This is a genomic window from Streptomyces sp. B5E4 (assembly GCF_039871555.1).
GTDB lineage: Bacteria > Actinomycetota > Actinomycetes > Streptomycetales > Streptomycetaceae > Streptomyces.
This window is the reverse complement of record NZ_JBDPMI010000002.1, coordinates 409,849-425,918: the sequence shown is the minus strand read 5'-3', so window position 1 is coordinate 425,918 and position 16,070 is coordinate 409,849. Positions and strand designations below refer to the sequence as shown.

General features: G+C 69.7%; 8 protein-coding genes. 5 read left to right on the top strand and 3 right to left on the bottom strand.

Annotation, left to right across the window (positions count from 1 at the left end):
• Positions 1 to 224 precede the first annotated feature (224 nt).
• Entirely contained in the window at positions 225 to 1,217 is a 993-nt protein-coding gene (locus ABGA99_RS04405; protein ID WP_347579176.1) for a methyltransferase, read from the top strand.
• Between the two features lie 388 nt (positions 1,218 to 1,605).
• Here ABGA99_RS04405 and ABGA99_RS04400 read toward each other — a convergent pair whose 3' ends face one another.
• The 3 genes from ABGA99_RS04400 to ABGA99_RS04390 form a co-directional block, all read right to left on the bottom strand.
• Positions 1,606 to 2,337: a hypothetical protein gene (locus ABGA99_RS04400; protein WP_347579175.1), complete on the bottom strand. Its 732-nt coding sequence runs from the start codon at positions 2,335 to 2,337 to the stop codon at positions 1,606 to 1,608.
• Between the two features lie 201 nt (positions 2,338 to 2,538).
• Positions 2,539 to 6,459 carry a glycoside hydrolase domain-containing protein gene (locus ABGA99_RS04395; RefSeq protein ID WP_347582175.1) on the bottom strand — a complete coding sequence of 1,307 codons (3,921 nt, stop codon included), beginning with the start codon at positions 6,457 to 6,459 and terminating at the stop codon, positions 2,539 to 2,541.
• Between the two features lie 118 nt (positions 6,460 to 6,577).
• Positions 6,578 to 10,582 (bottom strand): glycoside hydrolase domain-containing protein, encoded by a 4,005-nt coding sequence (locus ABGA99_RS04390; RefSeq protein ID WP_347582174.1) that lies wholly within the window; start codon positions 10,580 to 10,582, stop codon positions 6,578 to 6,580.
• Positions 10,583 to 11,286: 704 nt separating this feature from the next.
• Between ABGA99_RS04390 and ABGA99_RS04385 the strand changes: the two genes are divergently transcribed.
• The 4 genes from ABGA99_RS04385 (at position 11,287) to ABGA99_RS04370 (ending at position 16,047) form a co-directional block, all read left to right on the top strand.
• Complete coding sequence (locus ABGA99_RS04385; RefSeq protein ID WP_347579290.1) at positions 11,287 to 12,282, top strand: LacI family DNA-binding transcriptional regulator; 996 nt, start codon at positions 11,287 to 11,289, stop codon at positions 12,280 to 12,282.
• A gap of 207 nt (positions 12,283 to 12,489) precedes the next feature.
• Positions 12,490 to 14,007, top strand: coding sequence for an SLC13 family permease (locus tag ABGA99_RS04380; protein WP_347582173.1), 1,518 nt, complete (start codon positions 12,490 to 12,492; stop codon positions 14,005 to 14,007).
• Positions 14,008 to 14,050: 43 nt separating this feature from the next.
• Entirely contained in the window at positions 14,051 to 15,226 is a 1,176-nt protein-coding gene (locus ABGA99_RS04375) for a CaiB/BaiF CoA-transferase family protein (protein ID WP_347579171.1), read from the top strand.
• The gene (locus ABGA99_RS04370) at positions 15,223 to 16,047 is read left to right on the top strand and encodes a CoA ester lyase (protein WP_347579170.1); all 825 of its coding nucleotides are present in this window, start codon (positions 15,223 to 15,225) and stop codon (positions 16,045 to 16,047) included. The genes ABGA99_RS04375 and ABGA99_RS04370 overlap by 4 nt, the downstream gene beginning before the upstream one ends.
• The last annotated feature ends 23 nt before the right edge of the window (positions 16,048 to 16,070 follow it).

Below are 16,070 nucleotides of genomic sequence, written 5' to 3'. Positions count from 1 at the left end.
TGGCATCGCCCGGCCGGCGGCCCGTCCGGCACGGGTTGCCCGTCAGCACCCGTGGGAAGTGTTGCGCAGCCGCTCGTCCTCGCAACTGTCTGTGGCCCTGTGACGATGACTAGATCAGTGATCGGAACAAGAAGATGACCTCAGAGCTTGGTAGCCGCAAGGGATCCTCGTCGGCGTCGCGCGCAAGCGGTCAGGCCGCTCCTGCCGCGGTTCCCCGACAACAGATGTTCTCGCTGCTGATGGGGTGTTACGCGTCGCAGTGCATCGCGGTGGCCGCCGATCTGAGGATTGCCGACTACGTGCACGAGGCGCCACAGCAGCCGTCCGACCTCGCCCGCCACACGCGGTGCGACGCACGCGCACTGCACCGGCTCCTGCGAGCCCTAGCCGGTATCGGGGTGTTCCACGAACGTGACGACGGCTCTTTCGAGCTCACGGCCACCGGCGAGTTGCTGCGCTCCGACGTCCCCGGGTCGTTGCAGCCGATCGCACGGCTGATCGGCTCGGAACTGCAGTGGCCGACGCTCGGCAACCTGGGTCACACGGTCAGGACGGGGGAGCCGGCGTTCGACCACGTCTTCGGGATGTCGATGTGGGAGTACCTCGCCACGAACGCTGACGCGCACGCCTTGTTCCACTCGTCGATGAGCGCGTTCTCCACGGCCGAGGTCCGGGCCGTCCTCGGCAACTACGACTTCTCGGGTGCCGTCACGGTCGTCGACGTCGCCGGCGGACAGGGAAACCTGCTGGCCGCCATCGTCGACAGGTATCCGCACGTCGAAGGCATCCTCTTCGAGCAGCCCGAGGTGACCCGCGAGGCCCGCGACCAGTTCGTCGCGAACGGCCTGGGGCACCGGTGCCAGGCGATAGCCGGGGACATGTTCTCCACGATCCCGTCCGGAGCCGACTGCTACATCATGAAATCGGTTCTCCACGACTGGGACGACGAACGCGCCACGCAGCTCCTCCGTACCTGCCGGGAGGCGATGGTCGACCGCGCGACGCTGCTGATCATCACGCGTGTGGTCCGGCCCGCGAACGAACCCGACCTCAGCAAGTTCCAGGACCTGAACATGCTGATCAACCTCAACGGCGCGGAGCGCACCGCCGACGAGTTCCGCGAGCTCCTCGGGAGTGCCGATCTCCGACTCGACGAGATCATCGCGACACCGAGCCCGCTGAGCATTCTGGTCTGCACACCGGCCGCGTCCGGCTGACGGAGCCCGGGAGCATGTCCAGCTCCCGGGCTCCAGCTTGCCACCCATGTGCGCACACCGGCGGCGTTGAAGAACCGCGGGTCATGTTGAGATCGACGTGTTCTGCCTTTGAACCACAGCGCCACGAGAGAGGCGCCGGAGGGACTTGAACCCCCATCCGTCGATGTTCGCCCACGCTCGGTCGATCCGGTGTTCGGCGGCGAATACTGAGACTGGAGCGAGAATCTGAGTTTCACGGGGCCGCCTCTGCCAGGCTTGGGCCACCCCCGCACGTGGTGCGGGGAGAGGGATTCGAACCCCCAACTGACACCCCTCATCAGCTTCACCATCAGTTTCAGCTTGCGCTCATCGCGCACCCTCCGCTCGCGACGGAGGGCGTATGTGGGGGCTACCGGAAGAGGTAGCCGAATACCGCGTCGCCGACCCGCTGGTCGGTGACCTCGGTGTTGTTCGCCTCCTCACGCGCGAACTTGACGGACTGCTGGAGCTTCTCGACGCGGTCGAGGAGCTCGTTGACCCGCCGGGCGGGCAGCGCGCCGGAGAACTTCACCGTGGTCCAGTAGCCGACCGGGACGTCCTCGTAGTACACCTCGACCTGCGCCGGGTGCTTCTCCGTGGCCTCGGCCTTCACGTGGTTGCGCGGAACCTTCTTCGTACGGATGGTCCGCACCGGGTCCGTCTTCCACGAGTCCGTCGAGGGGTCCAGGTTCCACGACTCGGAGGCGTCGAGCACCGGCAGCTTGCGCACGAAGGTGTGCAGGTCGGTGAGCTGCTTCTCCAGGAACAACAGGTACGGGACAGGCACCTGGGGCAACAGCACCGCACCGTCGACCACCACGTCCGCGACCGCGGACCGGTTCGCCCAGTCCTTCGTCGCGGTCACGTCGAAGAGCCGCGTCAGCGTCCCGGCCGTCGCCCGCAGAGCGTCCTCGGCCTTGATCTGCACCCGCGTGGACTCGGGCGGCAGTTGCTCGCCCTCCTCGTCCTTGGGCTGGTAGGTCCGGGAGATGCCGGCCAGCAGGGCGGGCTTCTGCACGTCCTGGTGAGCCCGGGTGAGCTCTTGGAGGGCCTTGGACTTGACGCCCTTTTCGACTGCGATGATCTGATTCAGCTTGGGCACACGGCGAACCTAACAGCCCCGCGCCGCATGCACATCCGAATGGGACGCCTGCCCCGTCCCTTCCGGCCGAGAGTGCGGGGCGGCGAGTGTGAACCCGGACCGGAGTGCAAAGGCCACCGACCGCAAGGCGGCTGCCCGGCCGTCGCGAGGCGGACCGGAGCCGGGCCTGTGGCGGCCCGGCTCCGGTCGGCGACCGGTCCCTTACGGGCGTTCCCGGATGGCGAGGGCGTCGTAGACCAGCCAGGAGCCGGCTGCGCTGGTGAGCGTCAGGATGTTCCGGCCCGCGCGGAGCTGGGCGGCGGGCAGGGCGACGTCGAGCGTGCTGGGGCGGATGGCTCCGTCGGCTCCGTCGCCCCAGTGGTAGCCCTGGCCGCCGCCCTTGGGAACGGTGACGGTGGTCGCAGGCCCGTCGTTGAGGGAGAGCTGCATGGTCGGCGGTCCGGACTCGTGGGTGTCGATGAGCCAGGCGGTGAGGGCCAGGTCGGCGGCGGGGGCCTGGTCGAGGTCGAAGCGGAGGGTGAAGGTGTGGGGCTTGGCGCCCGCCCAGCCGTCGCTGGGTCCGGGGTGGATGTAGCTCCAGGCGGTCGCGGGGTCGCTGCTGCCGACGGTGAAGTCGACGTCGTCGGGGAAGGCCTCGGGGTAGTCGCCGTAGCGGCTCGGCGAGAGCGCGAACTCCCCGGTGCCCAGGTCGATGGCACCGACCAGGGCCACCTTGCGGCTCACGGTCGCGGACAGCTCACGCTCGATGCCACCCTCCTCCCATTGAGCGGTGAACGTCAGGGACCGCTCACCGGATGCGTCCGCCGGCGGGGTGAGGGTGAACGTGGTCGTGGTCCTGCCGCCGGCGGGCACGTCGAGCGATCGCTTCGCGGGCTCGACGGTCCAGCCCTCCGGCGCCTTCAGACCGGCATCGACGGCATGCGCCCGGTCGACGTCGTTGCTGTTCACCTGCACCAGGACGGTCGACGGAGTGTCCTGCAGCAGGATCAGCCGATCCGGGACCGTCTCGATCGAGAGCACGGGCGCGATGTGGACGTAGGTGATGGCGTCGGGCAGTTCGGTGCCGTCGGCGGCCTGGCCGCTGATCACCACCCGGTGCAGTCCCGGCGGGGCGTCGGCGTCTACGCGGAGGGTGAGGTCGCGTTCGGCGTTGTCGTCGGCGGGGGCGTCGATGTTTCCGGTCGAGGGCTGGACGGTGATGCCGGCGGGGGCCTGGGCGCGCCAGGTGGCTTTGACCGGTCGGTTGGTGAGGTTGCGTGCGGCCACAGTGAGGGTGCCGTTCTCGCCGGCGTCGAGGCGTACGGTGTCGCGGGTGGTGTAGAGCACCGCGGGCGCTTCGGGCGACTTCGAGGGCGGCAGTTCCGCCACGCCCCAGTCCTTGTTGGGCTCCGGGCCCATCCACAGCTCCAGGGTGCCGCCGGCGGCGAGCCGGTCGTGGTGGAACCAGGCGTTGTCCTGGGGCCGCCCGTTGAGGGCGGCCCGCTGGATGTACATGTGCTCGGCGGAGTTGTCGTGGGTGACGATCCGGAACCGCCCGCCCGAGTAGTAGTCCGGGTGCAGCTCAATGGTGACCGCGTCGAACACCGGCGACGTGATGTCGTACACCGGCCGCGACAGACTCGCCCCCGTCACCTCGAACAACCCCATCGCCATCAGCGCGCTCATCGAGCCCATCTGACCCTGATCCTCGTCGAAGTGGCCGTAGCCGTCGGTCGTCGAGATCGCGCCGTAGGTCTTCTCCTTCACCTGCCGCACCCAGTACTGGGTCAGCCAGGGATGTCCCACGTAGTTGAAGAGGTGGGCCACCTGCAGCCCGGGCTGGTTGCCGTAGCTGACGTGCCCCTTCCCGTACTCGGCGATGAAGTTCGACTCGGCGGACTGCTCGAAGGCGTAGTTGAGCTTGTCGGCGTACGCCTTCCGTCCGCCGAGCCTGTTGGCCAGGGCGATGACGTCGTGAGAGGTGAACCAGGTCGCCTGCCATGCGTTCGCCTCGACGAAGTCCTCGTGCGACAGCGGGTCGAACGGGTCCTGCCAGCGGCCGTTCATGGCACGCGGCCGGATGAATCCGGTGGACCGGTCGAAGAGGTTGCGCCAGCTCCCCGACCTTTCGATGAGGAACGCGCCCGCGTCGGTGTCGTCCCACACCTCGAACTCGCTGAGCCCCACGTTCTCACCGGTGCCACCGGTCGCCTCGAACCTCACCCAGCTCACCCGCCTGGGCCGGAACTCCACCACCTTGTTCCCGCCTCCGGCAGGAACACCGCTCACCTTGACCGACGACCCGTCACTGAACATCAGCACACCGGAGTTCACCCGCGAATCCCCCTCGGCCCGGTCCCTGAGCACCACCTTCTGAACGCGCTTCTTCTCCGCCCAGCTCAGCTTGATCCACGGCTTCCGCTCCCTGGACGCCCACTCCACGTTCACCGGCTCGGTCACGCTGGAACGCGGCGGCCGGCCGTCCACGGCCCGTACACCCGCCAGGGTCGAATCGTTCACCTCCGACGACACCGACACCTCGGCGAACTGCGCCACGTTGAGACCCGACTTCCCCAACCGCCGCGCCAACTGACCCAGCGTCCAGTCCTGGAACGCGTACTCCAGCGTCTGACCCGCTCCGCCTTCCAGCGGTCCGCTGCAGATCTCGTTGGGTACGTATCCGAGGTCGAAGTAGTGCCGGGCGCCGCCGCAGCTTCCCCAGCGCCCGTACTCGAACGAACCGGCTTCGAAGAGGCCGCCGAGCGAGTGGGCGTCGAGCATGGCCTCGTAGGCGAGGTCGATGTCGAAGTCCCGGATGCCCTTGTTCCAGGCCCCGCTGATGAAGGACGTCACGGGCGAGCCGGTCATCACCCATGAGTAGTCGCCGGCCACGGGGCCTCGCGGCAGCAGCCCCCCGTCCTGGTACATCCGTAGCTGCGACTTCACGATGCTGGAGTAGATCTCCGGATACGCCAGCCCCAGCACGGTGTTGAGGTTCCACTGCGTCAGCCACAGCGCGTCGTAGTTGTACATCGCGAAGCGCGGCACGCCCTGGGAATCCGTCGGGATCTTCTGGACCTTGCGGTGCTGCCATGTGTTGTCGAGGTACGTGCCGTCGGCGTCGCTGATCACGCTGCGACCGCACAGCACGTGGAACAGGTCGGTATAGAACTTCACCTGCTGCTGCTCGGTGCCACCCTCGACGTCGATACGGCCCAGCAGCCGGTTCCAGTGCTCCTGTGACGCCGCCTTCACCGCCTCGAAATCCCACCCCGGCAGCTCCGCCTCCAGATTCTTCCGCGCCCCCGCCACCCCGGTGAACGACAACGCGACCTTCACCTGCACCTGCTCCCCCGCATCGAGACGGCCGTAGCGGACGTAGAAGCCCGCACCATCACCTTCGACCTCGCCGACCGCGGCCCCGCCGTCGACAAGATCGCCGTCCGCCCACCCGTGCATGGAGTCGAAGGCCCGGTCGAACCGGATGCTGAAGAAGAGGTGATTCTTGTGTGCGGGGTAACTGGTGCCGTGCTGGAGTACGTAGCCTTCCACCTCGCGGCTGTTGCGCCGGGTGATCCGGGCGTTCTTCATCACCGCTTCGCCGAGCACACCGCCGAGGTTGACGATGATCTCGCTCCGGCCGGCTTCGCCGTACGTATAGCGATGCAGCCCGACCCGGTCGGTGCAGGTCAGCTCGGCCGTGATGCCGTACCGGTCCAGATGGAGCCTGTGATAGCCGGGCTCCGCCACCTCAGCGACATCGTGATTCACGAACGACTGCCAACCGGTGTCACCCCCCAGCTTCGGCACGTCCTCACCGGTCGTGGGCATCACCTGCACCCCGGAGATCTGCCAGCAGTGCAGATGGCTGAAGCCCTTGACCTGGTTCTCCTTGTGCAGATAGCCCGTTCCCCAGGTCGCATGGGTGCTGGTGTCCGGGCGCAGCTTGACCATGCCGAAGGGGTTGCTGGCCGACTGGAAGAAGAAGAACCGGCCCCGGTCCGCCTCCACCCAGGGATTCACGAGCTTCACGTAGTCGCGGCCCGCCTCGCCCGCGGCGCCCTCCCCCGGCGTTGCCGCCCAGGCGCTGCCCGGTCCATAGGCGCCCACCACGCCGGCACCCAGCATTCCGCCGGTGGACATGAGGAGACGGCGACGAGACATTCCACCGAAGGCTTTCCGTGCAGGCATGGCAATCCCCTGTCGATCGATGGGACACGGTTGACGAGCTCGATGCGCGGTCTTACACGGTGGACTGCGGCTACGACGTCTCCCGGATGGCGAGGGCGTCGTAGACGATCCAGGAGCCGGCTGCGTTGGTGAGCGTGACGGTGTTCCGGCCGGCGCGGAGCTGGGCGGCGGGGAGGGAGACGTCGAAGGCGGCCGGGCGGATGGCTCCGCCGGCTCCGTCGCCCCAGTGGAAGCCGTCACCGCCGCCGCCGGGCAGGGTGACGGTGGTGGCCGGGCCGTCGTTGAGGGACAGCCGGAGGGAGGGTCCGGACTGCTGGGTGTCGATGAGCCAGGCGGTGAGGGCCAGGTCGGCGGCGGGGGCCTGGTCGAGGTCGAAGCGGAGGGTGAAGGTGTGGGGCTTGGCGCCAGCCCACGCGTCGCTGGGTCCGGGGTGGATGTAGCTCCAGGCGGTGGCGGGGTCGCTGCTCCCGAGGATGAAGTCGACACCGTCGGGAAAGGTCGCGGAGTAGTCGCCATAGCGGTTCGGCGACAGCGCGAACTCCCCCGTGCCCAGGTCCGCGTCGCCGAGACGGGCGACGACCCGGTGGACGGTCGCGGAGGGCTGGTGCTCGACGCTGCCCCATCCGCCCTGCGCGAGCAGCGTGAGGGTCTGCGGGCCGACGACGCCCTGCGGCGGGGTGACGGTGAAGGTCGTGGTGGCGCTCGCGCCGGCGGCGACCTGCACGGTGCGGGTCACGGGCTCGACGTGCCAGCCCTCGGGGGTCTGCAGCGAGACATCGGCGCCGAGGGCCTGATCGTCGTTGCCGGTCAGCCGCACCTGGAAGGTGACGGGGGCGGCTTCCAGCAGGTGCAGTTCCGCGGGCTCGGTCTCGATCGAGAGAGCGGGGGCCACGTGGATGTACATGATGGCGTCGGGCAGTTCGGTGCCGTCGGCGGCCTGGCCGCTGAACACGACGCGGTGCAGACCCGAGGCGGTGCCGTCGGCGACGTGCAGGGTGAGGTCGTCTTCGGCGTTGTCGTCGGCGGGGGCGTCGATGTTTCCGGTCGAGGGCTGGACGGTGATGCCGGCGGGGGCCTGGGCGCGCCAGGTGGCTTTGACCGGTCGGTTGGTGAGGTTGCGTGCGGCCACAGTGAGGGTGCCGTTCTCGCCGGCGTCGAGGCGTACGGTGTCGCGGGTGGTGTAGAGCACCGCGGGCGCTTCGGGCGACTTCGAGGGCGGCAGTTCCGCCACGCCCCAGTCCTTGTTGGGCTCCGGGCCCATCCACAGCTCCAGGGTGCCGCCGGCGGCGAGCCGGTCGTGGTGGAACCAGGCGTTGTCCTGGGGCCGCCCGTTGAGGGCGGCCCGCTGGATGTACATGTGCTCGGCGGAGTTGTCGTGGGTGACGATCCGGAACCGGCCGCCCGAGTAGTAGTCCGGGTGCAGCTCAATGGTGACCGCGTCGAACACCGGCGACGTGATGTCGTACACCGGCCGCGACAGACTCGCCCCCGTCACCTCGAACAACCCCATCGCCATCAGCGCACTGATCGAGCCCATCTGACCCTGATCCTCGTCGTGCCCCCCGTATCCCTTGGTCGTGGATGTGGGGCCGTACGTGATCTCCTTGACCTTGCGCACCCAGTACTGGCTCAGCCAGGGATGACCGACGTAGTTGAAGAGGTGGGCCATCTGAAGGCCGGGCTGGTTGCCGTAGTTGACGTACGCGTCCTCGTCGCCGTTCTGGCCGGCCCCCGTGAACTCGGCTTCCTCGGACCGCTCGAAGGCCCCGTTGAGCTTGTCGGCGTAGGCGGCCCTGCCGCCCAGTCTGCTGGCCAGCCCGAGGACGTCGTAGGAGGCGTACCAGGTGGCCTGCCACGAGCTGGCCTCGACGAAGTCGTCGGGGGACAGCGGGTCGAAGGGGTCCTTCCAGCGGCCGTTCGCATCCCTGGGCCGGATGAATCCGGTGGAGCGGTCGAAGAGGTTGCGCCAGCTCCCGGACCTTTCGATGAGGAACGCGCCCGCGTCGGTGTCGTCCCACACCTCGAACTCGCTGAGCCCCACGTTCTCACCGGTGCCACCGGTCGCCTCGAACCTCACCCAGCTCACCCGCCTGGGCCGGAACTCCACCACCTTGTTCCCGCCTCCGGCAGGAACACCGCTCACCTTGACCGACGACCCGTCACTGAACATCAGCACACCGGAGTTCACCCGCGAATCCCCCTCGGCCCGGTCGCTGAGCACCACCTTCTGAACGCGCTTCTTCTCCGCCCAGCTCAGCTTGATCCACGGCTTCCGCTCCCGCGACGCCCAGCCCGTGTTCGGCTCGTGCACGCTGGAACGCGGCGGCCGGCCGTCGACCGCCCGTACACCCGCCAACGTCGAATCGTTCACCTCCGACGACACCGACACCTCGGCGAACTGCGCCACGTTCAGACCCGACTTCCCCAACCGCCGCGCCAACTGACCCAGCGTCCAGTCCTGGAACGCGTACTCGACGGTTTCCCCGGCGCCGCGGCTCCGCCATCCGGCGTGCAGGTCGTGGGGTACGTACCCGAGGTCGAGGTACGTGCGGCCGCCGCCGTGGTTCTCGCCCCAGGTGGCGTATTCGTACGGTGCCTTGTCGAAGAGGCCGCCGAGCGAGTGGGCGTCGAGCATGGCCTCGTACGCGAGGTCGATGTCGAAGTCCCGGATGCCCTTGTTCCAGGCCCCGCTGATGAACGAGGTGGCCGGGGAACCGGTCATGACGAACGAGTAGTTGCCGGCCACCGGGCCGCGCGGCAGCAGTCCTCCGTCCTGGTACATCCGCAGTTGCGACTTCACGATGCCGGAGTAGATCTCCGGATACGCCAGCCCCAGCACGGTGTTGAGGTTCCACTGCGTCAGCCACAGCGCGTCGTAGTTGTACATCGCGAAGCGCGGCCGTCCTGACCTGTCGAGCGGGAGCCGACCGATCCGCCCGCGGCTCCAGGTGTCGTCGAGGTACGTGCCGTCGGCGTCGCTGATCACGCTGCGACCGCACAGCACGTGGAACAGGTCGGTATAGAACTTCACCTGCTGCTGCTCGGTGCCACCCTCGACGTCGATACGGCCCAGCAGCCGGTTCCAGTGCTCCTGTGACGCCGCCTTCACCGCCTCGAAATCCCACCCCGGCAGCTCCGCCTCCAGATTCTTCCGCGCCCCCGCCACCCCGGTGAACGACAACGCGACCTTCACCTGCACCTGCTCCCCCGCATCGAGACGGCCGTAGCGGACGTAGAAGCCCGCACCATCACCTTCGACCTCGCCGACCGCGGCCCCGCCGTCGACAAGATCGCCGTCCGCCCACCCGTGCATGGAGTCGAAGGCCCGGTCGAACCGGATGCTGAAGTAGAGCTTGGTGTGCTTGTCGTCGCTCTGGCCGTAGTAGTAGCCATCGGTGAGCGTGCCGGACTGTGCCACGTATCCCTCGATCACCCGGTCGCCGACCTTGGTGACGTGGGCGTCCTGCATCTCGGCCTCGCCGAGCACACCGCCGAGGTTGACGACGATCTCGCTCCGGCCGGCTTCGCCGTACGTGTAGCGATGCAGCCCGACCCGGTCGGTGCAGGTCAGCTCAGCGGTGATGCCGTACCGGTCCAGATGGAGCCTGTGATAGCCGGGCTCCGCCACCTCACCGACATCGTGATTCACGAACGACTGCCAACCGGTGTCACCCTCCAGCTTCGGCACGTCCTCACCGGTCGTGGGCATCACCTGCACCCCGGAGATCTGCCAGCAGTGCAGATGGCTGAAGCCCTTCACCTGGGACTCGCTCCTGCGGTAGCCGGTGCCCCAGACCGAGTGGGTGCTGGTGTCCGGGCGCAGCTTGACCATGCCGAAGGGGTTGCCGGCCGACTGGAAGAAGAAGAACCGGCCGACGTCCGCCTCCACCCAGGGGTCGACCAGGCGTACGTAGTCGCGGGAGGGCCCGGCCGAAGGCGCGTCCCACGGCCCGGCCGCGGCGGCCGTGCCTCCGCGGGCGCCTGCTCCGAGGGTGCTCACGGCCAGCAACCCGCCGGTGGAGGCCAGGAAGCGGCGGCGGGACGTGGCCTGGGGGGACGGATCGGGCTGCGACATGTCTCTGCCTTGTCTTCGGGGCGGCGCACGGGACCGTCCGGTGCCGTGCGTCTGCGTTGTCGATAACCCTGGTGATGCCGGTGCTTCCGCACCCCTGGCAGTCGGCCGACCGGCTCGGGACTCGGCACGGAGGATCACTGGAGAGCGGACTGCGAGCACGTGCGGAGAGCCGAAGGGCCCGGTGCGCCGGTCGATCAAGTGACGGAGCTTGGAGGCGAGTTATCGTTACCATGCTGCAGTGCGGTTGGAACGTAAAGGCCCCATCCACCGGCGTCAAGAGGGTGCGTCCCCTCGAATCCAGCTGCACCCCTCTGAACAGGCATGCAGGAAGATCGACGATTCGAACCGGCGAAATCCCCTGCGGCGAGCCGGCTCTACGTACACCGAGGCATCGCGCACTCCGGGAAGATAGCGTTACCATCGCCACGTCGCAGACAGGCCGATGACGCTCCTCGCGGGTGGTGCCCGGTGGTGCCGGAGCCGCCGCCTCGTACCCACCCGCACGTTCCGTGCCCTTGGCGTCGCTCTCCGGCCTCGGATGATGTGGTTCGGTGCTAGCGTGGTGCCGCTCGGAAGGTCGCGGCAGGATCGCGGAATCTCCTCTCTCCGCCGTCCTGCGGCGGGCCGGGCGCGGGGGTGCCTCGACGTGACACAGCGGGGGAGAAGACGTGACCGAGGACTCTCCATCTCGTCGCCCTCCGACGATGCGGGACGTCGCCGATCATGCCTCGGTCAGCCCCATGACGGTGTCCCGCGTGCTGCACGACGACCCCGGCGTGAGCAAGGCGACCCGGGAGCGGGTCCTCGCCGCGGTCGACTCCCTCGGCTACCGGCGCAACGAGGTCGCCCGCAACCTCCGGCTGGGGCGGACCAGCGGACTGATCGGCCTCGTGGTCACGAACCTCGCGAACCCCTTCTACTCCCAGTTCGCCCTGGGCGTGGAATCGGGCGTCAGCCGGCACGGTCTGAAGGTCGTCCTCACGAACACCGACGAAGACGTCGAACGCGAGCGGCGGCTCGTGGAAGAACTCACCGCCCGCCGGGTCGACGGCATGATCGTCGTACCGGCCGGCAACGACCACTCCCACCTCGCCGCCCAGCCGGGCTCGGTGCCCATCGTCCTGGGCGCCCGCCCCCCGTCGGGCGTGCCGCTGGACTGCGTGCTGGTGGACGACTTCGGTGGCGCTCGCGAGGCGACGGCCGGCCTCCTGGCGGCCGGCCACACCCGGCTCGGGTTCCTCGGCCTGCCACCGTCCGTCTGGACCAGTTCGGAACGGTTCCGCGGCTTCTGCGTCGCGCTGGAGGAGGCCGGGGTCGCGCTGGACGAACGGTACGTGCGGCTGCGGCAGCGCACCATCCCGGCCGCCGAGGCCGCCGCCCGGGAGCTGATCGAACTCCCCCGGCCCCCGACAGCGCTCTTCTGCGCCAACAGCCGCAACACCCTCGGCGCCTTCCGCGCCACGAGCCGGCTCGGGCACCGCGTCAGCCTCGCGGGCTTCGACGACTTCGAACTGGCCGACGTGCTCGGTGTGCCGCTGATCGTCGCGTACGATCCGCGCGAACTCGGCCGGCGGGCCGCGGAACTGCTGCTGCGCCGCATGAACGAACCGGATGCCGGTCCGGACGACGCCGCGCCGCTGCGGATCGTGGTTCCCACAAAGGTCGTTCGCTACGGCGACCCCGGCTCCGCTCCCCACTGACGGGACTTCGGGCCCTCCGCGTTTTCCGGCAATGGCGGGACATACGACTTCACGACCCGATCCGGAAATCACGGGCGGGCAGCGCTTCGTCACGGCCCGCGGAAGCCATCACCACGGCTGATACCCCTATCGGAGATCTCCGCCTTCCGCCCCCGTGACCACCGTGTTTCCATCTCATGCACTCACACCGTGGTGAGAGGAACTCCCTTGACAGCACTGCATACCGCGATAGCCATTCTCGTGGTCATCCTGCTCATTCTGGTACCGAAGGTCGAACCGGTGATCGCCCTGGTCATCGGCTCCCTCTATCTCGGAATCGCGTCCGGCCTCGGCTTCGAAAGCACCATCCGAACGATCGTGGACGGTTTCGGCGACATCATGGCCGAGGTGGGTCTGCTGATCGGCTTCGGCGTGCTTCTCGGCTCGCTGCTGAACTCCATGGGATCGCTGCAGAAACTGGTCGAAAAACTGCTGCGCGTCCTCGGGCCCGGAAAGCTCCCCTATGCCCTTGCCGGGGCCCTGAGCGCGGTCTTCCCGTCCATCTACGTCGACGTCCAACTCGTCCTCGCCGCCCCGCTGGCCAAGTCGGCGGCGCCGCGCATGGGCCGCCACGGCCTGCCGATGATGAGCGGCGCGCTGAGCGCGGGCATCCTCGTCGGCTACGTGTTCGTCGTGCCCGGCCTCGGCACCCTGGCGATCGCCGGGCTCCTGCACGTACCGCTCAGCACGATGCTGGTGTACGGGTTCGTCCTCGGCCCGCTCGCCGCGCTGCTGACCACGTTCCTCTACGGCCGGCTGCTGCGCCACGGCCTGTGGAACGCGGCGACCGACGAGGTGCCCGACGCCGAGAACGCGCAGGACGGCCGGGGCCACCGGGACGGCCCCGCCACCGGCGCCGGCGGCGCGAGGCCCGTACCCCCGCGCGGATCCCACGGGAGCACGGCGGCGCCGGGATCCGACCCCAGCCCGGCAGGTGACTCCGGCACGGTCACCACCGCCGAGGCACCCGCCGAGGCCACGTCCGTGGCGGGCACCCCCGAAGCCGACGTCCCCGGCGCCCGCCGGCCGATGCCGCCGCTGTCCCTTTCGCTGCTGCCCATCGCCATCCCGCTGCTGCTCATCGCGACCGGCGCGATCAGCGATGCCGCGGGCGTGAAGTCCGATCTGCTCACCTTCCTCGGCGACCCCGCGTTCGCGCTGTTCGCCGGCCTGGTCGGCGCGTACGCCCTGGCGAAGTGGGTGCTCACCGGCGAGCGGGTGGGCGAGGCGATGACCCAGGGTTTCCACAGCACGGGGCAGATCCTGCTCGTCACCGGGGTCGGCGGCTCGCTGGGCGCGGTGATCGGCGAGACCGGCCTCGACGACGTGCTCTCCGGGATCTTCTCCGCCGACGCGGGCATGTCCACCGTGGTGACGATCCTGCTGGTCTGGCTGGTCGCGGCGCTCCTGCACCTGGCCATCGGGTCGATCGGCGTCGCCGCCATCGCCGCGGCCGGGATCATCGCCCCGATCATGGGCGAACTCGCCGTGGAGCCCGCCGTGCTGGCGCTGGCGATCGGCTCGGGCTCGCTCTTCGCCCTGCAGGTGAACAGCAACTTCTTCTGGATGTTCCAGCCGCTGCTCGGGGTGACAACCCGGGGCGCGCTCAAGGCGCTCACCTTCGTCACCGCGCTGGCCTCCGTCGTCTCGCTCGCCCTCGTCATCGCCGTGAGCTTCGTGGTCTGAGGACCGCCACCGGTCCTCGGCCAAGCCCGGGAGAAGGAAACACATGCAACCCCTCCGCGGAATCACCGTCGTCTCGCTCGAACAGGCCGTCGCCGCTCCGTACGCCACCCGCCAGCTCGCCGACCTCGGCGCCCGCGTGATCAAGGTGGAGCGGCCCGGCGGCGGTGACTTCGCCCGCGCGTACGACAGCCGCGTGCGCGGGCTCAGCTCGCACTTCGTGTGGGCCAACCGGAACAAGGAGTCGCTCACCCTCGACATCAAGGACCCGCGCGGCAGGGACGTGCTGCGCCGGCTGCTCGCCGGCGCCGACGTCTTCGTGCAGAACCTGGCACCGGGCGCGGCCGGGCGCGCCGGGCTCGGCTGGGCCGAGCTGCACGCCGCCCACCCCGCGATGATCGTCTGCGACATCTCCGGTTACGGCACCCCGGGCCCGTACGCCGACGCGAAGGCGTACGACCTGATGGTGCAGAGCGAGTCCGGACTGCTGTCGGTGACCGGTTCGGACGCGGAGATGGCGAAGGTGGGCATCTCGGTCTCCGACATCGCGGCGGGGATGTACGCCTACAGCTCGGTCCTCGCCGCCCTGATCCGGCGCGGCCGGACCGGCGAGGGGGCGCACGTCGACGTGTCGATGCTGGAGGCCACGGTGGAGTGGCTGGGCTTCCCGCTCTACTACGCCTACGACGGCGCCGCGCCGCCGCCGCGGGCCGGCGCGGCGCACGCCACGATCTATCCGTACGGCCCCTTCACCGCCGGAGACGGCAAGGTCGTCATGATGTGCGTCCAGAACGAGCGCGAGTGGGCGGCGTTCTGCGAGCGCTTCCTGCGGCGGCCCGAGCTGGCGACGCATCCGGACTACGCCGGCAACGCGGCCCGTAACGCACACCGCGAGGCCCTCGGCGCGATCATCGCGGCGCGCTTCACCGAGCTGACCGCCGCCGCGGCCGTCGAGCTGCTGGCGGCGGTCCCGGTGGCGCACGCCCGGGTCAACTCGCTCGCCGATGTCTGGCAGCACCCGCAGCTTGCCGCCCGCAACCGCTGGCACCGGGTGCAGACCCCGGCGGGTCCGATCCCGGCGCTGGCCCCGCCGGGCCCGGTCGACGACGCCCCGCGGATGGATCCCGTACCCGATCTCGGCGAGCACACCCGGGCGATCCTCGCCGAGGTGGGTCTTGCGGACCACGAGATCGACGAGCTGGTCGCCGGGGGCACCGTATGACCGGCCGCGCGGTGGCGCTGGGCGCGGCGGTGAGCTGGCTCTTCGTCCCGGCCACCCGGCCCGACCGGTTCGGGAAGGCCGTCGGCAGCGGCGCCGACGCCGTGATCGTCGACCTGGAGGACGCCGTGGCCGCCGCCGACAAGGCGGCCGCCCGCGACGACCTGTACGCCGGCTGGCCGCGGGATGCCGCCGTGCCGGTGGCCGTGCGGGTCAACGGTCCCCGGGCCGCGGAGTTCGCCGACGACCTCGCCGTGTGCCGGGCGCTGTCCCCCGCGGCGGTCGTGCTGCCCAAGGCGGAGTCCGCGGCACAGGTACGGCAGGCCGCCCGGGCGAGCGGCGCCCCCGTGCTCCCCCTGATCGAGTCGGCGCGCGGGCTGGTCGGCCTCGACGGCATCGCCGCGGAGCCCGACTGCCTGCGGCTGCTCTTCGGCAGCGTCGACCTCGCCCTCGATCTGGGCGTACGCGACGACCTGGCGCTCGACCCCGCGCGGTCGGAGCTGGTCCGCTGGTCGGCGGCGCACGGCCTGCCCGCGCCGGTCGACGGCGTCACCACGGCGGTACGCGACGCGCAGGCCGTGGCCCGGGCCGCCGGCCGCGGCCGGGACTGGGGCTTCGGCGGCAAGCTGTGCATCCACCCGGCGCAACTGGAGCAGGTGCACGCCGCCTACGCGCCCGACGAGGCCGAGCTGGCCTGGGCCGGGCGCGTGCTGGCCGCGGGTCACGACGGCGCGGCGGCGGTCGACGGTGAGATGATCGACCGGCCGGTCGTCGAACGCGCCCGCCGCATCGCCGCGCAGGCCGCACGGCACACCTCCGCGTAGACGCCGAGCGGGACACCTCCCGG

What these genes read in the sequence shown, in the direction of transcription:
- ABGA99_RS04375 (WP_347579171.1), top strand. Translation starts at nt 14,051, where the DNA reads ATGCAACCCCTCCGCGGAATCACCGTCGTCTCGCTCGAACAGGCCGTC.
- ABGA99_RS04395 (WP_347582175.1), bottom strand. Translation starts at nt 6,459, where the DNA reads ATGTCCACCGGCGGAATGCTGGGTGCCGGCGTGGTGGGCGCCTATGGA.
- ABGA99_RS04370 (WP_347579170.1), top strand. Translation starts at nt 15,223, where the DNA reads ATGACCGGCCGCGCGGTGGCGCTGGGCGCGGCGGTGAGCTGGCTCTTC.
- ABGA99_RS04390 (WP_347582174.1), bottom strand. Translation starts at nt 10,582, where the DNA reads ATGTCGCAGCCCGATCCGTCCCCCCAGGCCACGTCCCGCCGCCGCTTC.
- ABGA99_RS04405 (WP_347579176.1), top strand. Translation starts at nt 225, where the DNA reads ATGTTCTCGCTGCTGATGGGGTGTTACGCGTCGCAGTGCATCGCGGTG.
- ABGA99_RS04385 (WP_347579290.1), top strand. Translation starts at nt 11,287, where the DNA reads ATGCGGGACGTCGCCGATCATGCCTCGGTCAGCCCCATGACGGTGTCC.